This is a genomic window from Vibrio rarus, from assembly GCF_024347075.1.
Lineage (GTDB): Bacteria > Pseudomonadota > Gammaproteobacteria > Enterobacterales > Vibrionaceae > Vibrio > Vibrio rarus.
Window position 1 is genome coordinate 392,708 of sequence record NZ_AP024900.1, and the last position, 22,729, is coordinate 415,436.

Here is a 22,729-nt window from a genome sequence, read left to right on the forward strand (position 1 = left end):
ATGTCTCATTGGCAAGGTATACAAAATGTGGTGGTGGTTGGACTCGGTCTAACGGGTTTGTCTGTAGTTAAGCATTTGCAAAAAGTCTCTTTGCAGCTTGAAACGCCACTCACCATTGGTGTCATTGACACACGAAATGCGCCTCCTGGTGAGGATAAACTCAGTGATGATGTTTCGTTATTTAGTGGCGGGTGGAACCAAGAGTGGCTCAATGCTGCGGATCTTATTGTAGCCAGTCCTGGTATTGCGTTAGCGACCCCCGAACTAAAACAAGCAAAATCGGCAGGGGTCACTATAGTTGGCGACATTGAACTGTTTGCTTGGGCGGTCAATAAACCCGTGCTGGCGATTACAGGCTCAAATGGTAAAAGCACAGTTACCGATCTGACGGGAATTATGGCCAATGCTGCAGGCATAAAAACGGCCGTCGGTGGCAATATAGGTGTTCCTGCATTGGAGCTTTTAGATGCGGATGCGGATTTATTTGTGCTCGAATTATCCAGTTTTCAGCTAGAAACAACGTCCAGTTTGCGATTACAAGCGGCCGCTTTTCTTAATCTATCTGAAGATCATATGGATAGATATGAAGGTATGCACGATTATCGAGAAGCGAAGCTGCGTATTTTTGCCAATGCCAAATATAAAATTGTTAATGGTGATGATCAGGCGACTTATCCTGCTAATACGCAAGGACTTATCGAGTTTGCGGTTAATAAAGGGCAGTACAAATTGTCTGATATTGCAGGAGAGTCTTGGTTAACCTGCCATGACAAGCCAGTACTTGCCAGTAATGAATTGTCGATTGTTGGTCAGCACAATATGCTAAATGCCTTAGTGGCAATGGCCCTGCTTGAAGCGGCAGACATTCCTGTGGCGTCAGCGTTAGAAGCATTGAAATCTTATCGAGGATTAGATCATCGTTGTCAGGTTGTGAGTCGCCGTCATGGCATCACTTGGGTGAACGATTCTAAAGCCACCAATGTTGCTAGCACATTAGCCGCTCTTAAAGGGTTGCGTATCGCCGGACGTTTACATTTACTCGTAGGGGGCAACGGTAAAGGCGCAGACTTTAGTGAGTTAGCCCCAGCATTAGCATTATTAGACGTAGATCTTTACTGTTTTGGTGCAGATGGTAAACAATTGATTCCATTGACTGCAAACAGCGTTTACTTTGATACCATGCAACAAGCTATATCAGTGATTCGACAGAAAGCTAAATCTGGTGATATGGTGATGCTTTCACCTGCTTGTGCGAGCCTGGATCAGTTTGCTAATTTTATGCAGCGTGGAGAGGTATTTACTCAGTTGGCTCTAGACAGTAATGAGTAACTGGGAACCCATTCAAATAGAGAACAGGAAAAAGTGATAAATATACGTTGGCTTTCTCGGTTTCACGGCAAGGAATCGACACCTACATCAAGTGCTGAACAAATTGATTCTACTAATGACTTAGCACCGCAGCCGATGAGCATGCCTGTTCTGTATGATCGTCAATTGGTTTGGTTGGCATTATCTCTGATGTTGGTCGGCCTCATTATGGTGACATCGGCTTCTTTGCCAGTCAGCTACGCTCATTTTGACACTCCTTTTCATTTTGCGATTCGTCATGCTTTCTATTTATGCTTAGCCATCGCCGTGATGGCGTGTGTGGTGCATATACCAACCACGACATGGTTAAAGTACAGTACTTGGTTGCTCTGTATCTGTATGTTCTTATTGCTGGTTGTGCTATTTGGCGGTAAGTCGGTTAATGGGGCATCTCGTTGGATCCCTTTAGGGCCCATTAACTTCCAGCCTGCAGAGTTAGCTAAACTATCGTTATTTATCTTTATGAGCAGTTATCTGTTCCGTAAGCAAAAAGAAGTACGCACCAGCTTTTTTGGCGGTTTCATCAAACCCTTCTTAGTGTTTCTTTGCTTAGCTGTACTGTTACTTTGCCAGCCAGATCTCGGTACTGTCATTGTTATGTTGGTGACGATTTTTGTCATGCTGTTCATTGCTGGTGCTAAGTTATGGCAATTTATAGCATTAGCCTTTGCTGGGATTATGGGGATTGTATTTCTGATCCTTATCGAACCGTATCGAATGAAGCGTGTCACCTCATTCTTAGACCCGTGGGAAGACCCATTTGGTAGTGGCTATCAGCTCACTCAATCTTTAATGGCTTTTGGACGCGGAGAGTGGTTTGGTCAAGGCTTAGGTAACTCCATTCAAAAATTGGCTTATCTTCCGGAAGCGCATACCGATTTTGTGTTTGCGGTTATGGGAGAAGAGCTTGGTTTTATTGGTGTGACTTGCATACTATTATTGATTTTTGCTTTGGTATTGAAAGCGGTATTTATAGGTAAGCGCGCATTTGATTCTGGCGATGTGTTTAGTGGCTACTTATCTTTAAGCTTTGGTATTTGGTTTGCGTTTCAGACTCTGGTTAACGTGGGTGCAGCTGCAGGTATGGTGCCAACCAAAGGTTTAACGCTACCACTGATTAGCTACGGTGGTTCTAGTTTGATTATTATGTCCGTTGCTGTGGGTATAATAATACGTATTGATCATGAGTATCGACTTCGAGAATACACGGAGTCCTTAACCCAAGATGATGATAAACAAGGTAAGACGCAAAATGACAAATAAAAATAAGCGCCTCTTGGTTATGGCTGGTGGCACTGGTGGACATGTTTTTCCTGGGTTAGCTGTTGCGAAATATTTGCAGCAACAAGGTTGGGAGATCCGTTGGCTCGGTACGGAAGATCGTATGGAAGCGCAGCTCGTTCCTAAGCATGGCATCGACATTGATTTTATTAAGGTAAAAGGGCTTAGAGGCCAAGGCATTGGCAAACTCATCCAAGCGCCGTTGCAAATCTTAAATGCGATTCGTCAAGCTAAGGCGCATATTAAACGCTACAACCCTGATGTTGTGTTAGGTATGGGCGGTTATGTGAGTGGTCCAGGTGGCATTGCGGCTCGCCAGTGCGGCATACCTTTGGTTTTACACGAACAAAATGCGGTGGCGGGTTTAACCAATGGTTGGTTGGCGAAGGTCGCTAGCAAAGTGTTCCAAGCCTTTCCCGGTGCATTTCCCCATGCCGACGTGGTCGGTAATCCGGTACGAACTGATGTGGTTGCTCTTGAATCACCAGAGGCGAGACTGGCCTCTCGTGAAGGGGATATTCGTATTTTGGTTATGGGTGGAAGCCAAGGTGCGCGCATTTTGAATCACACCTTACCTGAAACAATAGCCGAACTGGGTGACGGTTATACCGTTTGGCACCAGGTAGGAAAAGACAATCAAAGTGATGTTGAAGACCGCTATCAAGACGCGGGTGTCAACAACGCTAAAGTAAGCGAATTTATAGATGATGTGGCCGCCGCTTATCAATGGGCTGATCTTATTGTGTGTCGCTCTGGGGCGTTGACGGTATCCGAAATATCGGCAGCAGGACTGGCAGCAGTCTTTATTCCCTACCCACACAAAGATCGTCAACAAGCATTAAATGGTGACTATCTCGTCGATGCGGGAGCGGCAAAAATGATTGAACAACAACAGTTGTCCACCAGTAAGCTAACCCACACGATTCAGAGTCTAAACAGAACTTCATTACTTGAGATGGCCATTAAGGCGCGTCATGCCGCTAAACTCGACGCAGACAAAGTCGTAGCAGAAGCGATTATCTCATTAAGCGAACGTAGTTAATCTCAACAAGTATTGAGCAAGAGAACATTATGGTAATTGAACACAAACAAAATTTGGCACATATCCGAGCAATGATCCCTGAAATGCGTCGCGTAAAAAGCATCCACTTTGTTGGTATTGGCGGTGCGGGTATGAGTGGTATTGCGGAGGTGTTGCTAAACGAAGGTTATGCCATCTCTGGCTCTGATATTAACAAAAATGCGGTAACGGAACGTCTGCAAAGTAAAGGTGCTACCATCTTTATGGGGCACGCACAAAGCAATGTAGAGAACGCCAGTGTTGTGGTCGTTTCTACGGCTATCGATAAGAGCAACCCAGAAATAGTCGCCGCTCAATCATTACGAATTCCTATTGTACGCCGTGCAGAAATGCTGGCAGAAATTATGCGCTATCGCCATGGTATTGCCGTTGCGGGAACGCATGGCAAAACCACGACAACAGCCTTAGTTACGCAAATTTATTCAGAAGCTGGATTAGATCCTACATTTGTTAATGGTGGCTTGGTTAAAAGTGCGGGTACTAATGCTCGTTTAGGCTCTAGTCGTATTTTGATTGCAGAAGCCGATGAAAGCGATGCGTCATTCTTACATTTACAGCCAATGGTTGCCATTGTGACTAACATCGAAGCTGACCATATGGATACTTATGGTGGTGACTTTGAGGTTCTTAAACAAACTTTTCGCGACTTTTTGCATAAATTGCCGTTCTACGGTCAAGCCATTATGTGCATTGACGATCCTGTGATTCGTGAAATGCTACCAAGCATCAGTCGTCAGGTTATTACCTATGGTTTTGCTGATGACGCCGACGTTAAGATCGTTAATTATCGTCAACAAGGGCAACAGAGTTTGTTTACGGTTAAGCGTGAAGGTAAAGATGACCTAGACATTACGCTAAATATGCCCGGTAAACACAACGCCTTAAATGCTTCAGCCGCGATTGCTGTGGCAACGGAAGATAACATTTCAGACCAAGCAATTCTTACCGCGCTACTTGCTACTCAAGGTACGGGTCGCCGTTTTGAGCACCTAGGTGAGTTTGAAACCGGAAATGGTAAAGCGATGCTGGTGGATGATTATGGTCATCACCCTAGCGAAGTGGACGTTACCATTGATGCGGCTCGCGCTGGATGGCCTGAAAAACGCTTAGTTATGGTCTTTCAACCACATCGTTACAGCCGAACCCGAGACTTATTCGATGATTTTGCTAATGTACTAGATAAAGTCGATGTATTGCTTATGTTGGATGTTTATTCAGCGGGAGAACCACTCATTGCAGGAGCGGATAGTCGCTCTTTATGCAGAACGATTCGCAGTCGAGGTCGCATCGACCCAATTTTTGTTAAAGAGCAAAATGAACTGCCAAGCGTACTGGGTAACATCTTGCAAGAAGGTGATCTTGTTCTCACTCAAGGGGCTGGCGATGTAGGAAAGGTTGCTAAAAAGCTCGAAAAGTTAGAACTTAATATCAGAGCAATGCAAAAAGATTAGTTTCGTTATTGAAATTTTCTTTATTGCTATGGAAAGATCATCTTGGGTAAGTATAATCGGATGAGATATTTATTTGCCTGTAAAGGCATTCGTGCTGTTAATTAGGAAGTCGACGACATAATATTATGGAATCTATTTTAGACGTCGAAATCGAACATAAAGCGAATCAAAAATTTAAATTTTCTTGGGTTGACGCCAGTTTTTTATTGTTCGTGATCATTCTGATAGTTTTTGGCATTTATTCCACTGTGGCATGGATGCGAGACAGTGGACGATTGCCCCTTTCTCAGTTTGTCCTTGAAGGTGACTTAGTGTACGTACAAAACCAAGATGTCCAAAGTGTCTTGTCGCGTATTCAACCCTTTGGCACCTTTATGACGCAAGATGTGAATCAATTACAGCAAACGGTTGAAACACTCCCTTGGGTAGCTCATGCCTCTATTCGCAAGCAGTGGCCAAACACGATTCAAGTGTTTGTGAAAGAACACCATCCTGCAGCAATATGGAATGGCAATGCGTTACTCAACGATACTGGGCAAATATTCAATGCGGATGTAGGTCGACTACATCAGAAAGATCAAGATATTGTTAAGCTGTATGGGCCCGAATCAGAAAGTGAGAAGGTGCTGGATACGTGGCGAAACATTCAACCTAAATTTACAGATTTAGGGTTGCAAATTACTTCAGTTGTCTTAAATGACCGCCAAGCTTGGCAATTAATTTTAGATAATGGCATCCGCCTAGAGTTAGGCACAGATGCACTAGAAGAAAGAATTGAGAGGTTTGTCAATCTTTATCGTTACATGAATGAAAAAGTTAGACAAATCAGTTATATAGACTTGAGATATGACACCGGGGCCGCCATTGGTTGGCTGACGGAAGAGCAAAGGCAATAACGTGGTAATGACCAAGGGTGCGGACGACAATTTGATTGTTGGTTTGGATATCGGTACAGCGACTGTTTCAGCGCTTGTGGGTGAAATTCTTCCAGACGGACAGATCAACATAATTGGAGCTGGTAGTAGTCCATCCCGAGGAATGGATAAGGGCGGAGTCAATGATTTAGACTCTGTGATTAAATCTGTTGAGCGTGCGGTGAATCAAGCTGAATTGATGGCTGAACACAAGATCAGCAATGTGTATTTATCCATATCCGGTCAACACATTACGAGCCGTATTGAAAAAGGCATGGGCGCAATTTCTGATGAAGAAGTGTCACAAGAAGATATGGATCGTGCCATCCATACCGCTCGCTCCATCAAAATTGGTGAAGAAGAGCGAATTTTGCATGTCATTCCACAGGAATTTAAAATAGATCATCTTGGTGGAATTAAAAATCCATTAGGATTGTCTGGTGTGCGCATGGAAGTCAGCGTACATATGATTTCCTGCCATAATGATATGGCAAGAAATGTGATTAAAGCGGTTGAACGTTGCGGGTTGACGGTAGAGCAATTAGTTTTCTCCGGACTTGCCGCCAGTGATGCGGTGATCACCGAAGATGAAAAAGAGTTAGGTGTGTGCGTGGTGGACATTGGCGCAGGCACAATGGATGTTGCATTGTGGACCGGTGGGGCATTACGCCATACCCAAGTGTTCTCCTACGCAGGTAACTCGGTGACTAGCGACATTGCATACGCATTTGGTACGCCAATTAACGACGCCGAAGATATTAAGGTGAAGTACGGTTGTGCCATGAGTGAATTGGTGAGTAAAGATGACACAGTTAACGTTCCTAGTGTTGGCGGACGTCCATCTCGCAGTTTACAGCGACAAACTTTATCTGAAGTGATAGAACCGCGTTATACTGAACTTATCGGCTTAATAAATAAAGCTATTGAAAGTACACAGAGTAAAATGAGAGAAAGTGGTGTAAAACATCATCACATTGCCGCAGGTATTGTTCTTACTGGTGGCGCATCTCAAATTGAAGGTTTAGCTGAATGTGCCGAGCGCGTATTCGGCCATCAAGTTCGAATTGGTAGGCCGACGGAAGTCAAGGGCTTAACAGATTATGTAAAGGAGCCGTACCACTCTACGGCAGTTGGGTTATTGCATTATGGTAAAGACAGTAATTTTAATGATGATGGCGAGTATTCTGAGCCGAAACAGCAGTCATCATTTACTGGCTTTTTTAGTAAAATGCGTAATTGGATACAAAAAGAATTTTAACCTGAGTAGACAGGAAACGGAGAAAGCAAATGTTTGAACCGATGACGGAAATGAATGACGAAGCCGTAATTAAGGTCGTTGGTGTGGGCGGCGGCGGTGGTAATGCCGTTGAACATATGGTTCGTGAGTCCATCGAAGGCGTGGAATTCATCAGTGTTAACACCGATGCACAGGCGCTTCGCAAAACTAGCGTAAGCTCCGTAATTCAAATTGGTACAGATATTACTAAAGGTCTTGGTGCTGGGGCAAACCCTCAGGTTGGTCGCGATTCAGCTCTTGAAGATCGTGAAGCAATCAAAGAGGTGCTTGATGGCGCCGACATGGTATTTATTGCCGCTGGTATGGGTGGAGGCACTGGTACTGGTGCAGCCCCGGTTATTGCTGAAATAGCAAAAGAGCTTGGCGTACTAACGGTTGCCGTTGTGACTAAGCCATTTGGTTTTGAAGGCAAAAAGCGTTTAGCGTTTGCCGAACAAGGCATTGACGAGCTTTCAAAGCATGTTGATTCTCTTATTACTATTCCAAATGAAAAGCTACTTAAAGTATACGGCCGTAACGTCACATTGCTTGAAGCATTTGGTTACGCAAATGATGTATTAAAAGATGCGGTGCAAGGTATCGCTGAACTGATTACTCGCCCAGGCATGATCAACGTCGACTTTGCGGATGTTCGCACTGTAATGTCGGAAATGGGTCAAGCCATGATGGGTAGTGGCGTATCAACAGGTGAAGATCGTGCAGAAGAAGCAGCAGAAGCCGCTATTTCTCACTCTTTGCTGGAAGATATCGATTTGGCTGGCGCGCGTGGTGTGCTGGTTAATATTACTGCCGGCATGGACATGCGTCTTGATGAATTCGAGATTGTTGGTAATACAGTGAAAGCATTTGCTTCTGATAATGCTACTGTTGTAATTGGTACTTCTTTGGACCCTGATATGTCTGATGAGTTCCGAGTAACAGTCGTTGCAACAGGTATTGGTAACGAGAAAAAACCAGAAATTACTTTGGTTTCTACAAGTGCTGCATCTAAGCCTAAAGCGGTTGCAACTGAGCCTCGCGTATCCACTACAGTGAAAACTGAGCCAGAGATGAAAGTTCAAAAAGCGGCGGTTAAGCCTAAGAGTGAACCAGTAACATCTCGCCCTGCAACAGGCGCTCAGCAACAAGTAGAGAAAGCGGGACAAACAGAAAGCGCATACTTAGATATTCCTGCATTTTTACGCAACCAAGCGGATTAATTGTTCATTTTTTGACAATTATGAAAAAACTGGTAGGATGTGCGACCTAGTTGTTACCAACTATAACTTTTTTGCTTTAATGAGAGGTATTGCATGATTAGACAGCGTACTTTAAAAGAAATTGTCAAGACTACCGGAGTGGGTTTGCACTCTGGGCGGAAAGTGACATTAACGCTTCGTCCTGCAGCTGCAAATACAGGTGTTATTTATCGTCGAACAGATCTAGACCCTGCTGTGGATTTCCCAGCAGATGCTAACTCTGTACGCGATACGATGCTTTGTACTGCCCTCGTTAATGATGAAGGTGTACGGATTTCTACTGTAGAACATCTTAATGCGGCTCTTTCAGGTATGGGCATTGATAATATTATTATCGAAGTAGACGCTCCTGAAATTCCTATTATGGACGGCAGTGCTAGCCCATTTGTTTACTTGCTACAATCTGCAGGTATACAAGTGCAAAATGCGGCTAAGCGTTTTATCCGCATTAAAAAACCCGTTCGTGTAGAAGACGGCGATAAATGGGCAGAGCTTGTTCCTTATGACGGATTCCGCCTTGATTTTGAAATTGAATTTGAGCACCCAGCCATCGACTCAGATGAGCAACATATGCTGTTTGATTTCTCATCTAAGTCTTTTGTGAAAGATATTTCGCGCGCACGTACCTTTGGTTTTATGCGTGATATAGAGTATCTACAGTCACAAAACCTCTGTCTAGGTGGCAGCTTTGATTGTGCCATCGTATTGGATGAATACCGTATTCTTAATGAAGACGGCTTACGATTCGCCAATGAGTTTGTGACTCACAAAGTCCTTGATGCCATTGGTGATATGTATATGTGTGGTTCGCCTATCGTGGGTGAGTTGCGTGCATTCAAATCAGGCCATGGCCTAAACAACCAACTTCTTCGTGCAGTACTTGCTGACCAAGAAGCATGGGAATGGGCCACCTTCGAAGAAGCAGCAGGTTCACCTGTTGCGTTCGCTGAGCCTAATATGGTTCTTGCGTAATAGCAGAACAAACAGTTCTAATAAAAAAGCAGCCAATGGCTGCTTTTTTTGTGTCTTTTTATTGCCTAAAAATACTTAGATTATACCAATCACACTAAGTAAGTGATCAGAAATAGCGCAGGAAAAATGCTCGAAAACAAGGCAGAATTTTTCGATAAGTCGTTATTCTACAATCAAAAATTCTAACGCAGTTATCGAGTATTTTAACAAGCTAGAATGCCCCGTTATTTAGTACGATTGGTATTACTTTTGCGCCAGTTTGGCAATGTTTTGTAGGCGTCGTCGGATTTTCTCTGGTGCTATTTCGGCCAGCATAGTGAGGTTGTCTGCAGTTGCTTGAGATAGTGGTGGTCTTGAAGGTACCGACAGTTCGGCAACTAATAGCGGATCGTTTAGGTAAAGGTCGGGGCAAATCTTAATTTCGATACTCACTAAGCGCGCAAAACCTTGTTGTCTTAATTGTGATAGCAAATAGAGGCGATCGTAATTTAGCTTCTTTAATCGAGGCGTTAGCCACTTCTAGCACTAACTGGCTACCACGGCAATTTGCCACGCGGCAAAAGCGTTTAATTTTTTTGGTAGCAGAGTTAATACTGCGCTGTTCAATTTATTAATGGCGGCAGCGTGCTCTTGGATTGAACCAAGCTTAGTGTTTTTGATGACATCTTCAGTCAATGTAGGTCTATGGTCTCTCACAACTAAGCCTTTTTAAACGATAACGGCTCGATTTTACCACGCTTGAACCTTCGGTTCGCTTTATCTTTGTGCACTTCTTTATAAAAAACTTAAGTTTGCTCAAACAAATATAGTTTCTAATGGTTTGCTACTATAAAATTTCATACACTAGAGCGTATTAAATATAGCTTGAAGCTTGAAATTGCTTACTTCGGACTCAATATCAATAAACACTCGCTTAATAAAAAAACAAGCTGAACAAGTATTTTGGGTCAAGAGAACCCACAACAAGAGAAACGAAACAATGATAACTAAGCTACTGACAAAGGTAATTGGCAGTCGAAATGACCGTACTCTTCGCCGTATTCGTAAGATTGTAAAAGAGATCAATAGCTACGAACCAGACTATGAAAAGCTAAGTGATGAAGAGCTAAAAGGGAAAACTGTAGAGTTTCGTCAGCGTTTAGAGAATGGTGAGACGCTAGACCAATTGTTACCTCACGCTTTTGCTACAGTGCGCGAAGCGTCGAAACGTGTCTACGGCATGCGTCACTTCGATGTACAGCTTATCGGTGGTATGGTTTTAAACGATAGCCAAATCGCAGAAATGCGTACTGGTGAAGGTAAAACTCTTACTGCAACACTCCCTGCTTACTTGAATGCATTAACTGGTAAAGGTGTCCACATCGTCACCGTCAATGACTACTTGGCCAGTCGTGATGCTGAAACTAACCGACCACTTTTCGAATTTCTTGGTATGACGGTAGGGGTTAACGTTCCTAACACGCCACCACCTGCGAAAAAAGAAGCGTATAAAGCCGACATCCTGTACGGAACAAACAATGAGTTTGGTTTCGATTACCTACGTGACAACATGGCATTCCGCGCTGAAGACCGTGTACAACGTGAACGCTTCTTTGCTGTAGTGGATGAGGTGGATTCAATTCTGATTGATGAGGCTCGTACCCCTCTTATCATTTCAGGTCCTGCAGAAGATAGCTCAGAGCTTTACGCACGCATTGATAAACTGATTCCTAATCTTGAAAAACAAGATAAAGAAGACAGTGAAGAATATCGTGGCGACGGCCACTACACGGTTGATGAAAAATCTAAGCAGGTATTCTTAACCGAAACAGGCCAAGAGTTTGTTGAAGAGTTATTGGTGAAAAACAGTCTGATGGAAGAGGGGGATACTTTATATTCACCAACTAATATCAGCTTGTTACATCACGTTAATGCCGCACTTCGTGCGCATGTACTATTTGAACGCAACGTAGACTATATCGTTACCGATGAAGGTGAAGTGGTTATCGTTGATGAGCACACTGGACGTACAATGTCTGGTCGTCGTTGGTCTGAAGGTCTTCACCAAGCGGTAGAAGCAAAAGAAGGCGTTAAGATCCAAAACGAGAACCAAACTTTAGCCTCTATTACCTTCCAGAACTATTTCCGTCTCTACGATAAATTATCCGGTATGACAGGTACTGCGGATACAGAAGCATTTGAATTTCAATCTATCTATGGTTTAGATACGGTCGTGATCCCAACCAACAAACCTATGGTTCGTAACGATATGCCGGATGTGGTGTACCGTACAGAAAACGATAAGTTTGCGGCAATTATCGAAGATATCAAAGAGCGTGTGGCTGCAGGTCAACCATCATTGGTCGGTACGATTTCAATTGAGAAATCAGAGCTACTGTCTAATGCTCTAAAAGAAGCGAAAGTTAAACATAACGTTTTGAACGCTAAATTTCACGAACGTGAAGCTGAAATTGTTGCCCAAGCAGGTATGCCTGGAGCGGTAACTATTGCAACTAACATGGCCGGTCGTGGTACCGATATCGTGTTAGGTGGTAACTGGAAAGCTGAGGTGGAAGCGCTTGATAATCCAACTCAACAACAAATTGATACTATTAAGCAACAATGGAAGGAAGTTCATGAAGCTGTATTAGCCTCTGGTGGTTTGCACATCATAGGTACAGAGCGTCATGAATCTCGTCGTATTGATAACCAGTTACGTGGTCGTTCTGGTCGTCAAGGTGATGCGGGTTCTTCTCGTTTTTACCTATCAATGGAAGATTCGCTACTGCGTATCTTCACCTCTGATCGCATGGCTGGTTTGATTCAGTCAGGCATGGATGAAGGTGAAGCGATTGAGAGTAAGATGTTGTCACGCTCTATCGAAAAAGCACAACGTAAAGTTGAAGGGCGTAACTTTGATATTCGTAAACAATTGCTTGAATACGATGATGTTGCTAATGATCAACGTAAAGTGGTGTATGAGTTACGTGATGAACTAATGGACACTGATGACATTAGTGAAATGATTGAACTTAACCGCGTGGACGTAATTGAAAGCACGATTGATGAGTTTATTCCACCACAGTCTATTGAAGATATGTGGGATGTTGAAGGGTTAGAGAAACGTCTAAAAGCGGACTTTGATTTGACTCTAGGCATTCAATCTTGGCTGGATGAAGACGATAAACTTTACGAAGAAGCATTACGTGAAAAAATTCTTGCTTCTGCCATTGAAGTTTATAAGCAAAAAGAAGAAATGGTTGGCGAATCAGCGCTACGCAATTTCGAAAAATCCGTTATGTTGCAATCTCTTGATGGGCTTTGGAAAGAGCACTTGGCGGCGATGGATCATCTGCGTCAAGGTATCCACTTACGTGGCTACGCACAGAAGAACCCTAAACAAGAATACAAGCGTGAGTCTTTTGAGTTGTTTGAAGGTCTATTAGACACTTTGAAACACGATGTGATTTCTATTTTGAGTAAAGTTCGAGTTCAACAGCAAGAAGAAGTTGAACGTATGGAAGCTCAACGTCAAGCTCAAGCAGAAGCCGCAGCGCGACTTGCTAGAACTCAGCACCAAAAAGCTGAGAATCAACTCGCGGGTGAAGAGCCTCAATCTACCAATACCGCACCGACACCAGTACGTAATGAGAATAAGGTAGGTCGTAATGAACCTTGCCCTTGTGGTTCAGGCAAAAAGTACAAACAGTGTCATGGTAAAATTGCTTAACTATTCAATCGCATATTAGTTAATAAAATAAAAGAGTCGCTTTAGCGGCTCTTTTTTTGATTATGGAGAGTTCATATGAAACGAGTTCATATTGTCGCTGGAATCATCTTTAATTCAGATAAAAGCCAAGTTTATATAACAAAGCGCCCTGATAATGCCCATAAAGGAGGGCTATGGGAGTTTCCCGGTGGAAAAGTAGAAAAAAATGAATTGGCTTGCGATGCTATGGCAAGAGAGTTGTTTGAAGAGATCGGAATTAGCGAGCTAAGTTGTGAGATCTTGCAAAGCTTTGATTTTGACTATAGCGACAAGGCGTTGAGTTTTGATTTTTTTATGATCCATCAATTTACAGGAACTCCTTATGGTAAAGAGGGGCAACTAGGGGAGTGGGTCGCGATTGAACGGTTGAAAGAATATGCTTTTCCAGAGGCAAATGTCCCTATAATTGATGCGATTATTAACCACCTGAACTTTGATAATTAATTGGCTGGATTCCAAAGTGTGATTCAGATACATTACATAATCTAAGCTTTTTATAATGGAGACTGGCGTAGTGGTGCGAATAGCAGTTACTGGAGCGGCTGGCCGTATGGGTCGCAACTTAGTTAAAGCAACAAACCTAATGGACAAGGCCATTCTTGGCGCAGCCAATGAGCGTCCTCAATCTTCTTTAATTGGTGTGGATGTCGGAGAGTTAAGTGGCGAGGGTAAACTGGATGTTGCTATCGTCGATGACTTCGAAAAAGTGGTTAGTGAGTTTGATGTGATTATCGACTTTACTGCACCTGAAAATACGTTAGCAAATCTTGAATTGTGTAAAAAATACGGTAAATCTATCGTTATAGGCACTACAGGGTTTACGGAAGCGCAGAAAAAGCAACTGAATGAATACGCACAAGACGTCTCTATAGTAATGGCTCCTAACTTTAGTGTGGGCGTTAATCTAGTCTTTAAATTGCTAGAAAAAGCCGCCAAAGTAATGGGCGATTACTCAGACATCGAAATAGTAGAAGCCCACCATAGACATAAAGTGGATGCCCCATCGGGTACCGCTATTGGTATGGGTGAAGCCATTGCAGGCGCTATGGGTAATGAGTTATCTGACGTTGCGGTTTACGCTCGTGAAGGCATTACCGGTGAGCGTACTCGTGATGAGATTGGTTTTGCCACCATTCGCGCCGGCGATATAGTGGGTGAACATACGGCTATGTTTGCAGACATTGGTGAGCGTGTTGAAATTACACATAAGGCCACTGATAGAATGACATTTGCTAATGGTGCGGTGAGAGCCGCTCTCTGGTTAGATAGCAAGTCTGCTGGTTTGTATACCATGACCGATGTTCTTGATTTAAATAATATATAAAAAAACGCCAGCATTTGCTGGCGTTTTTTTATGCAAATTAATCAGGGCGTTTTCCGCCCAATAAGCATAAGTTAACTGTTACTTATGGTTACTAGTGCTTCATTTTAGTGTGAGGTGGTTATTTTTGATGGTTAAGTTTGTGAGTTAACGTTTGCTATTTACTGGATTTTATTTTTTTACGAAAAGAACCATGAGTTTGAACTATTCTCATGGATTCAGCGCCAAATAGCACTTGGAATGAACATTTAGCTTTAGTTTTAAAGGGTTCGCATACCAAACGGCCTATGTTTGGTAAAAAAACACTTTTAAATGGTCATTTATTTGACAATATTGTGCGGTGTCATTAGAATACCGCCAATTTGTCTGAGTTCAGCAAATGTGATCTGTCTCATGTTAGGCAGGTACTTGAAATTTAATTTATTAATTTCGCATATTTATTTGTTTGGAGGTTGTCTTGAATAAGCCAGCAATATTGGTCCTAGAAGATGGGACTGTGTTCCGCGGTGTTGCGATTGGAGCTGAAGGCTCTGCCGTTGGAGAAGTTGTTTTTAATACCTCGATGACGGGGTACCAAGAAATTCTTACTGATCCTTCCTATTCTCAACAAATCGTTACCCTTACTTACCCACACATAGGCAATACCGGAACCAATTCCGAAGATGAAGAGTCTACTTCTATTCATGCTCAAGGCCTTGTGATTCGCGATCTTCCTCTTATCGCTTCTAACTTCCGCAATGAACAAACGCTTTCTGATTACCTTAAATCTCAAAATATTGTCGGTATTGCTGACATTGATACACGTAAATTGACTCGTATTTTACGTGAGAAAGGTGCACAAAACGGTTGTATCTTTGCTGGTAACAGTCTTGATGAAGCACTGGCAATTGCTAAAGCAAAAGATTTCCCTGGCCTAAAAGGCATGGACTTAGCAAAAGAAGTGACGACTAAAGAAGTGTACCAATGGAAACAAGGTTCATGGACGCTTACTGGTGGTCTTCCTGAAGCTAAAGATGATTCAGAGCTTCCGTACCATGTTGTTGCTTACGACTTTGGTGCAAAACGTAACATCCTACGCATGCTTGTTGACCGTGGCTGTCGCCTGACGGTTGTACCTGCTGAAACATCAGCAGAAGAAGTATTAGCAATGAATCCTGATGGCGTGTTCCTATCAAATGGCCCTGGCGATCCAGCGCCTTGTACATACGCTATCGAAGCAACACAAACTTTCCTAGAGAAAGGCTTACCAATTTTTGGTATCTGTCTTGGCCACCAAATTCTAGCGCTAGCGTCTGGTGCAAAAACAGTGAAAATGAAGTTTGGTCACCACGGTGCTAACCACCCGGTTAAAGACTTAGATCGTAATGTAGTTATGATTACTTCTCAGAACCACGGTTTCGCAGCTGATGAAGAAACATTACCTGCTAACTTACGCGCAACACACAAATCGCTATTTGATGGTTCTTTGCAAGGTATTCACCGCACTGATAAACCAGCATTTAGCTTCCAAGGTCACCCAGAAGCAAGCCCTGGTCCGCACGATGCAGCACCGCTATTTGACCATTTCATTGACCTGATTAAAGAACATAAAGCGTAAGTTGGAGTAGAGAAAAATGCCAAAACGTAATGACATAAAAAGCATTCTAATTTTAGGTGCTGGCCCGATCGTAATCGGTCAGGCGTGTGAGTTTGACTACTCTGGCGCTCAAGCGTGTAAAGCACTTCGTGAAGAAGGCTACCGAGTAATTCTAGTTAACTCAAACCCAGCAACTATCATGACTGACCCTGAGATGGCCGATGCAACATACATCGAACCAATCCAATGGGAAGTTGTTCGTAACATCATTGCTAAAGAACGTCCTGATGCAGTCCTACCGACTATGGGTGGTCAGACTGCGCTTAACTGTGCTCTAGAACTTGAGAAACATGGCGTTCTTGAAGAGTTTAATGTTGAGATGATTGGCGCAACGGCTGATGCGATTGATAAAGCAGAAGACCGTTCACGTTTTGATAAAGCAATGAAAGACATCGGTCTTGAGTGTCCAACTGCGGACACGGCTAAGACAATGGAAGAAGCTTACAAAGTTTTAGAAATGGTTGGCTTCCCTTGTATCATCCGTCCATCATTCACTATGGGTGGTACTGGCGGTGGTATCGCATACAACAAAGAAGAATTTGAAGAGATCTGTCGCCGTGGTCTAGATCTTTCACCAACTAATGAGCTTCTAATTGATGAATCTTTAATTGGTTGGAAAGAGTATGAGATGGAAGTGGTTCGCGACAAAGCGGATAACTGCATCATCGTTTGTACTATTGAAAACTTTGATCCAATGGGTATTCATACTGGCGACTCAATCACAGTAGCACCAGCACAAACACTAACGGATAAAGAATACCAACTAATGCGTAATGCTTCTCTAGCAGTATTGCGTGAGATTGGTGTTGAGACGGGTGGTTCAAACGTACAGTTTGGTATTAACCCGAAAGATGGCCGTATGGTTATCATCGAGATGAACCCACGTGTATCTCGCTCTTCAGCTCTAGCTTCTAAAGCGACAGGTTTCCCAATCGCTAAGATTGCGGCAAAACTGGCTGTTGGCTTTACTCTTGATGAGCTAATGAACGACATCACAGGTGGCGCAACTCCAGCATCATTTGAACCAACAATTGACTACGTTGTGACTAAAATTCCTCGTTTTAACTTCGAGAAATTTGCTGGTGCCAACGATCGTCTAACTACACAGATGAAATCTGTGGGTGAAGTGATGGCGATTGGTCGTAACCAACAAGAGTCACTACAAAAAGCACTGCGCGGCCTAGAAGTTGGCGCAACAGGCTTTGACGAAATGGTTGATCTTGATGCTCCAGATGCATTAACTAAAATCCGTTACGAACTGAAATCTGCAGGCGCTGAGCGTATTTGGTACGTTGCTGATGCATTCCGTGCGGGCATGTCAATTGATGGCATCTTCAACTTAACGCAAATTGACCGTTGGTTCTTAGTGCAAATTGAAGAGATCGTTAAACTTGAGCAAGAAGTTAAAGCGAATGGCTTTGCTGGCTTAAATAAAGACGTACTCAATCAGCTAAAACGTAAAGGTTTCGCTGATGCTCGTCTATCTAAGATTCTTGGTGTTGCAGAAAACGAAATTCGTCGTCTGCGTGACCAATATGATATTCACCCTGTTTACAAGCGTGTTGATACTTGTGCAGCTGAATTCTCTTCAGATACCGCTTACATGTACTCATCTTATGACGAAGAGTGTGAAGCGAACCCAACAGATAAAGACAAGATCATGATCTTAGGTGGCGGTCCAAACCGCATCGGTCAAGGTATTGAATTTGACTACTGTTGTGTACACGCCTCTCTAGCACTACGTGAAGATGGCTACGAAACTATCATGGTTAACTGTAACCCTGAGACAGTTTCAACTGACTACGATACTTCTGACCGCTTGTACTTCGAACCAGTTACTCTGGAAGATGTACTAGCGATTGCTCGCGTTGAGAAGCCAAAAGGTGTTATCGTACAATACGGTGGTCAAACACCACTTAAATTGGCTCGTGCTCTTGAAGCAGCTGGCGTACCTATCATTGGTACTAGCCCTGATGCTATCGACCGTGCCGAAGACCGTGAGCGTTTCCAAGTTGCTGTTGACCGTCTAGGTCTTCTACAGCCTGAGAATGCGACAGTGACTACAATGGAACAGGCGATTGAAAAATCGCGTGAAATTGGTTTCCCATTAGTCGTTCGTCCTTCTTATGTTCTTGGTGGTCGTGCGATGGAAATCGTTTACGATGAGCAAGACTTACGTCGCTACTTCAACGAAGCAGTTAGCGTTTCAAATGAATCTCCAGTACTACTTGATAGCTTCCTAGATGACGCTGTAGAAGTTGATGTTGATGCAATTTGTGATGGTGAGCGTGTTGTTATTGCCGGCATCATGGAACACATTGAGCAAGCGGGCGTTCACTCTGGTGACTCTGCATGTTCATTACCGCCTTACACTCTAAGCCAAGAAATCCAAGATGTAATGCGTGAGCAAGTTGAAAAGCTAGCATTTGAGCTAGGTGTTCGTGGTCTAATGAATACTCAGTTTGCTGTGAAAAACAACGAAGTTTACTTAATCGAAGTGAACCCTCGTGCAGCACGTACCGTTCCATTTGTATCTAAAGCCACTGGTGCGCCAGTTGCTAAGATTGCAGCTCGTGTTATGGCTGGACAATCTCTAGAATCTCAAGGATTCACTAAAGAGATCATTCCACCGTACTACTCAGTAAAAGAAGTGGTACTTCCGTTTAACAAGTTCCCAGGTGTTGATCCACTGTTAGGCCCAGAAATGCGCTCTACTGGTGAAGTGATGGGTGTTGGCGCAACATTTGCTGAAGCTTATGCGAAAGCAGAGCTTGGTTGTGGTAGCGTTTACCCTGAAGGCGGCCGCGCACTACTTTCTGTTCGTGAAGGTGATAAAGAGCGTGTTGTTGATCTAGCTTCTAAGCTAATCAAACTGGGTTACCATTTAGATGCCACTCACGGTACAGCGGTTATTCTTGGCGAAGCGGGCATCAACCCTCGTCTAGTAAACAAAGTACATGAAGGTCGTCCTCATATTCTTGACCGTATCAAGAACAATGAATACACCTATATTGTGAATACTGCTGCAGGTCGTCAGGCTATTGAAGACTCTAAAGTATTGCGTCGTGGTGCGTTGGCTGAAAAAGTTAACTACACAACAACCCTTAACGCTGCATTTGCCACTTGTTTAGGTCATACCGCAGATGCGAAATCGAGTGTAATCTCGGTTCAAGAACTGCACGCTAAAGTGAAATCTAGCTTAGCGTAATTATTGAGATAAAAAACAATAAATAGACGGAGGTATAGCCTCCGTCAGACAACCTCATTTGCCCGCTTTTGCGGGCTTTTTTATGCCCTGAATTTATACCAATCGTACTAAATAACTGATCATTCTAGCTTGTTAAAATACTCGATAACTTCGTTAGAATTTTTGATTGTAGAATAACGACTTATCGAAAAATTCCGCCTTGTTTTCGAGCATTTTTCCTGCGCTATTTCTGATCACTTACTTAGTGTTATTAGTATTACCACTAAGCATTGATGTGTTAACCAACTAAGTGACTAGGATGGTATTCCTTGTGTGGAGAAATTTTCCTCTGTTGTGAACTGGGTCACAGTGATATTGTAGGGGCTGTTTTTATTAGTGGATTAGCATCACATGGATGTCAGCATTGAGATACTCACGTTTTTATTTTTTGTGGCTGGATTAGCCGGTTTTATTGATGCTATGGCGGGGGGCGGCGGTCTATTGACTCTGCCTGCTTTGTTAGCGGTGGGTGTGCCTCCAACACAGGCTCTTGCTACCAATAAATTACAAAGTTCTTTTGGCAGTTTTTCGGCAAGTTTTTATTTTGTTCGCAATGGATTAGTGAACCTTAAGCAGATGCGTTTGGCGATTGTCTGTACCTTTATTGGGGCGGCCATAGGCGCTGAATCAGTACAGTATGTTGATGCGAGTATTTTAACCAGCCTTATTCCTGTGCTACTCATTAGTATATCCATGTACTTCTTACTGGCTCCACAAGCTCAACAGTCATCGGGTAAGCAAACCATGTCAGAAGCGCTATTTGCTTTGATGATAGGGGGTGGCATCGGTTTTTATGATGGTTTTTTTGGGCCAGGTACCGGATCTATATTTACGGTTTGTTTTGTCGTTATTGGCCACTTTTCATTAGTAGAGGCAACTGCGAGAACCAAAGTGCTTAATTTCACTTCAAATATAGCAGCTCTGACTTTTTTTGTACTCGCAGGATTACCTGTATGGGAGTTAGGTTTAGTGATGGCTGTAGGGGGCTTTACTGGCGCGCGTTTAGGAGCCCGAGTGGTGGTGACTAAAGGGCAAAAATGGATACGCCCTTTAGTGATCTTTATGTCCATGACCATGGCTGCAAAATTGCTGTGGGAGCAACATCAGCAATGGTTTGTCTCGCTGTTTTCTCATCTATTTTAGAGCTGCAAAGAGCTCTAAAAGTCGCCGCGTGATGATCTTATTGTCTATTAATTAGAGCAAAAGTGGGCAGAGATAAGTGCCAACGAATGGATGCTAAGCGGATGAACAAAGTTACTGCGATCCCACCAAGTAAAGCGTGGGAGTTTGCCACGCCTAAATAGAGCAACCCAGTATGCACACACCCGCCAACAATACAGGCGGTAGCGTACACTTCGCTACGCAAAACCATAGGGATCTCGCGAGCTAAAATGTCGCGTAAGATCCCGCCACCACAGCCAGTTAACACGCCCATCATGACGGCAATCATATACGAATCTTGATAGGTCAGAGCTTTCTCTACGCCAATACCCACAAAGGCGGCTAAACCTATGGCATCACACACAGGTAGTAGATACCAAGCAATCCTTTTTGGGCGTCTTACAATCAGCATGGTCGCGAGACTGGTAATAATAATGACCCAAATATAACTGGTATTTCTGATCCAGAATACCGGCGTAGCTCCGAGCATCATATCTCGAATAGTGCCACCGCCTATAGCGGTCACTGCAGCCAGTACAATGACGCCAAATGGGTCCATTCTTAATCGACCTGCCAGTAAAACCCCTGAAATGGCAAAAATAGCAGTGCCAAACAAGTCGATAGAGTAGAGCAGATTCATTACGCAGTTTTCACCAATGACAGCATGTTAAGTACCATTTCAGATGAACTCTTCGCCGCTAAAGGCAAAAACTCTTCAAAGCTCATTGGAGATTCTTTATCGGCCACATCGGAGATAGCGCGCACAACCACAAACGGCACCTCAAATTGGTGGCAAGTTTGGGCAATGGCAGAGGCTTCCATTTCGACGGCGATGACGGAAGGGAAGTTGCTACGAATACGTTGTTGAGCTTCTGGGGTGCACACAAAAGTATCGCCGGTACAAATTAAGCCGTGTACCGCATGTGTCGTACTCATTTTATCCAACGCTGATTGCGCTAAGGCAATAAGTTTAGCATCCGCTTTGAAGGCAGCCGGTTGGCTAGCCATTTGCCCAATTTCGTAACCAAATGCAGTCACATCAGCATCATGATGACGAACTTCTGTTGAGATGATCACATCACCAAGGTTAAGGCTAGCGTCAAAACCACCCGCTGAACCTGTGTTGATAATGACATCTGGGGTGTAGTCGCTGATCAGCAATGTAGTACCGACGGATGCAGCCACTTTGCCAATACCTGATTGAAGGAGCGTGACTTCGACGCCATTAATGTCACCGGAGAAAAAAGTGCATCCGCCTTTTTTTGTTTCGGTGAGGTGGTTGATGGATTGTTTTAGGATGGCAACTTCTTGTTCCATCGCACCGATAATGCCGACTTTCATGAAAAATCTCGCTCTGATCAATATAGCAATTTAGATAGAGCGAGATTGTAGCATAGGAGTTTTATAGAGTTGAGTTCTAGATTAACCCTGCCTCTTTTAAGGCGCGTCTTAATGCGTCTGCTCTTTCCCTGTTAACCCCAAAATCAGAGTGGCCGGTACGAGACTCTGAACGAACAATAAGCTGATTCCCCTCGATACGCAGTTCCAGATCATCCACAAAGCGAAATACCTTGCTGGTGTATTCAACGCGTAAATAATTGGGTTGTTTTTCGGCTGTTTTAGCACGACCTAAACTCAAGGCCGCTATCTCTATGGCATCTAGAGTGGCGAGAGGGGTTAGGGTATATGGGGCTAGTGAAAATTTTTCTCGACTGTCTTGGGTGGAGACACAGTTGGGTTTGTTTGCGCAGGGCAGAGTGCTTCTATCTTGCATTGTCTGATCTCCGTTACTGCAACCGATAAGTAAGGTCACTGTGGTCACAGTGGTCAGTAGGGTCAATGGTTTGAGCATATGTCTCTCTAATTTGTTGATATTGAGTCGTGTCGAATCACTCAACCCCAATAACAAAAGGAGGAGTAAGTAACATGGAACGTTAAGGGAAAACCAGCCATGCAGTTCCAATCGTAGTAATTAACGGATCATTCTCGCTTGTTAAAACACTTGATAACGGCG

General features: G+C 43.5%; 18 protein-coding genes and 1 pseudogene. 14 read left to right on the forward strand and 5 right to left on the reverse strand.

The window, feature by feature from the left end:
• The 8 genes and pseudogenes from murD to lpxC all read left to right on the forward strand — a co-directional run bounded on the left by murD (position 1) and on the right by lpxC (position 9,602).
• A complete protein-coding gene (gene murD, locus OCU56_RS01885) occupies positions 1-1,329 on the forward strand; it encodes a UDP-N-acetylmuramoyl-L-alanine--D-glutamate ligase (RefSeq protein ID WP_261873899.1) in 1,329 nt (442 codons plus the stop codon).
• Positions 1,330-1,464: 135 nt separating this feature from the next.
• The gene (gene ftsW, locus OCU56_RS01890) at positions 1,465-2,631 is read left to right on the forward strand and encodes a cell division protein FtsW (RefSeq protein ID WP_261874751.1); all 1,167 of its coding nucleotides are present in this window, start codon (positions 1,465-1,467) and stop codon (positions 2,629-2,631) included.
• Entirely contained in the window at positions 2,621-3,691 is a 1,071-nt protein-coding gene (murG, locus tag OCU56_RS01895; RefSeq protein WP_261873900.1) for an undecaprenyldiphospho-muramoylpentapeptide beta-N-acetylglucosaminyltransferase, read from the forward strand. The genes ftsW and murG overlap by 11 nt, the downstream gene beginning before the upstream one ends.
• Positions 3,692-3,720: 29 nt before the next feature.
• Positions 3,721-5,181 carry a UDP-N-acetylmuramate--L-alanine ligase gene (murC, locus tag OCU56_RS01900; RefSeq protein ID WP_261873901.1) on the forward strand — a complete coding sequence of 487 codons (1,461 nt, stop codon included), beginning with the start codon at positions 3,721-3,723 and terminating at the stop codon, positions 5,179-5,181.
• A 125-nt stretch (positions 5,182-5,306) separates the two neighbouring features.
• A complete protein-coding gene (locus OCU56_RS01905; protein ID WP_261873902.1) occupies positions 5,307-6,077 on the forward strand; it encodes a cell division protein FtsQ/DivIB in 771 nt (256 codons plus the stop codon).
• A gap of 7 nt (positions 6,078-6,084) precedes the next feature.
• A complete protein-coding gene (gene ftsA / locus OCU56_RS01910; RefSeq protein WP_261874752.1) occupies positions 6,085-7,353 on the forward strand; it encodes a cell division protein FtsA in 1,269 nt (422 codons plus the stop codon).
• A gap of 29 nt (positions 7,354-7,382) precedes the next feature.
• A pseudogene (gene ftsZ / locus OCU56_RS01915) lies at positions 7,383-8,370 on the forward strand (cell division protein FtsZ); the annotation flags it as partial.
• Positions 8,371-8,684: 314 nt separating this feature from the next.
• Entirely contained in the window at positions 8,685-9,602 is a 918-nt protein-coding gene (lpxC, locus tag OCU56_RS01920) for a UDP-3-O-acyl-N-acetylglucosamine deacetylase (RefSeq protein ID WP_261873904.1), read from the forward strand.
• A gap of 243 nt (positions 9,603-9,845) precedes the next feature.
• On the opposite strand, the gene OCU56_RS17485 is transcribed toward lpxC, so the two are convergent.
• Both OCU56_RS17485 and OCU56_RS17490 read right to left on the reverse strand, forming a co-directional pair.
• Positions 9,846-10,034 carry a hypothetical protein gene (locus OCU56_RS17485; RefSeq protein ID WP_390904846.1) on the reverse strand — a complete coding sequence of 63 codons (189 nt, stop codon included), beginning with the start codon at positions 10,032-10,034 and terminating at the stop codon, positions 9,846-9,848.
• Between the two features lie 93 nt (positions 10,035-10,127).
• On the reverse strand, positions 10,128-10,298 hold the full coding sequence (locus OCU56_RS17490) for a hypothetical protein (RefSeq protein WP_390904847.1): 171 nt from the start codon (positions 10,296-10,298) through the stop codon (positions 10,128-10,130).
• A 283-nt stretch (positions 10,299-10,581) separates the two neighbouring features.
• Between OCU56_RS17490 and secA the strand changes: the two genes are divergently transcribed.
• The 6 genes from secA to OCU56_RS01955 all read left to right on the forward strand — a co-directional run bounded on the left by secA (position 10,582) and on the right by OCU56_RS01955 (position 20,697).
• On the forward strand, positions 10,582-13,311 hold the full coding sequence (secA, locus tag OCU56_RS01930; RefSeq protein WP_261873905.1) for a preprotein translocase subunit SecA: 2,730 nt from the start codon (positions 10,582-10,584) through the stop codon (positions 13,309-13,311).
• A gap of 75 nt (positions 13,312-13,386) precedes the next feature.
• Positions 13,387-13,794 carry an 8-oxo-dGTP diphosphatase MutT gene (gene mutT, locus OCU56_RS01935; RefSeq protein WP_261873906.1) on the forward strand — a complete coding sequence of 136 codons (408 nt, stop codon included), beginning with the start codon at positions 13,387-13,389 and terminating at the stop codon, positions 13,792-13,794.
• Between the two features lie 55 nt (positions 13,795-13,849).
• A complete protein-coding gene (gene dapB, locus OCU56_RS01940) occupies positions 13,850-14,674 on the forward strand; it encodes a 4-hydroxy-tetrahydrodipicolinate reductase (RefSeq protein WP_261873907.1) in 825 nt (274 codons plus the stop codon).
• Between the two features lie 454 nt (positions 14,675-15,128).
• The gene (gene carA, locus OCU56_RS01945; RefSeq protein ID WP_261873908.1) at positions 15,129-16,268 is read left to right on the forward strand and encodes a glutamine-hydrolyzing carbamoyl-phosphate synthase small subunit; all 1,140 of its coding nucleotides are present in this window, start codon (positions 15,129-15,131) and stop codon (positions 16,266-16,268) included.
• A gap of 16 nt (positions 16,269-16,284) precedes the next feature.
• A complete protein-coding gene (gene carB, locus OCU56_RS01950; RefSeq protein WP_261873909.1) occupies positions 16,285-19,515 on the forward strand; it encodes a carbamoyl-phosphate synthase large subunit in 3,231 nt (1,076 codons plus the stop codon).
• Between the two features lie 390 nt (positions 19,516-19,905).
• Positions 19,906-20,697: a TSUP family transporter gene (locus OCU56_RS01955; RefSeq protein ID WP_261873910.1), complete on the forward strand. Its 792-nt coding sequence runs from the start codon at positions 19,906-19,908 to the stop codon at positions 20,695-20,697.
• Between the two features lie 37 nt (positions 20,698-20,734).
• Here OCU56_RS01955 and OCU56_RS01960 read toward each other — a convergent pair whose 3' ends face one another.
• From OCU56_RS01960 to OCU56_RS01970, 3 genes are all read right to left on the reverse strand, one after another.
• Positions 20,735-21,355, reverse strand: a complete 621-nt coding sequence (locus OCU56_RS01960) for a trimeric intracellular cation channel family protein (RefSeq protein ID WP_261873911.1) — start codon at positions 21,353-21,355, stop codon at positions 20,735-20,737.
• The gene (mtnN, locus tag OCU56_RS01965) at positions 21,355-22,056 is read right to left on the reverse strand and encodes a 5'-methylthioadenosine/S-adenosylhomocysteine nucleosidase (protein ID WP_261873912.1); all 702 of its coding nucleotides are present in this window, start codon (positions 22,054-22,056) and stop codon (positions 21,355-21,357) included. Before mtnN ends, OCU56_RS01960 begins: the two co-directional genes overlap by 1 nt.
• 76 nt (positions 22,057-22,132) lie before the next feature.
• Positions 22,133-22,567 carry a DUF1499 domain-containing protein gene (locus OCU56_RS01970; protein ID WP_261873913.1) on the reverse strand — a complete coding sequence of 145 codons (435 nt, stop codon included), beginning with the start codon at positions 22,565-22,567 and terminating at the stop codon, positions 22,133-22,135.
• Positions 22,568-22,729: the final 162 nt, after the last annotated feature.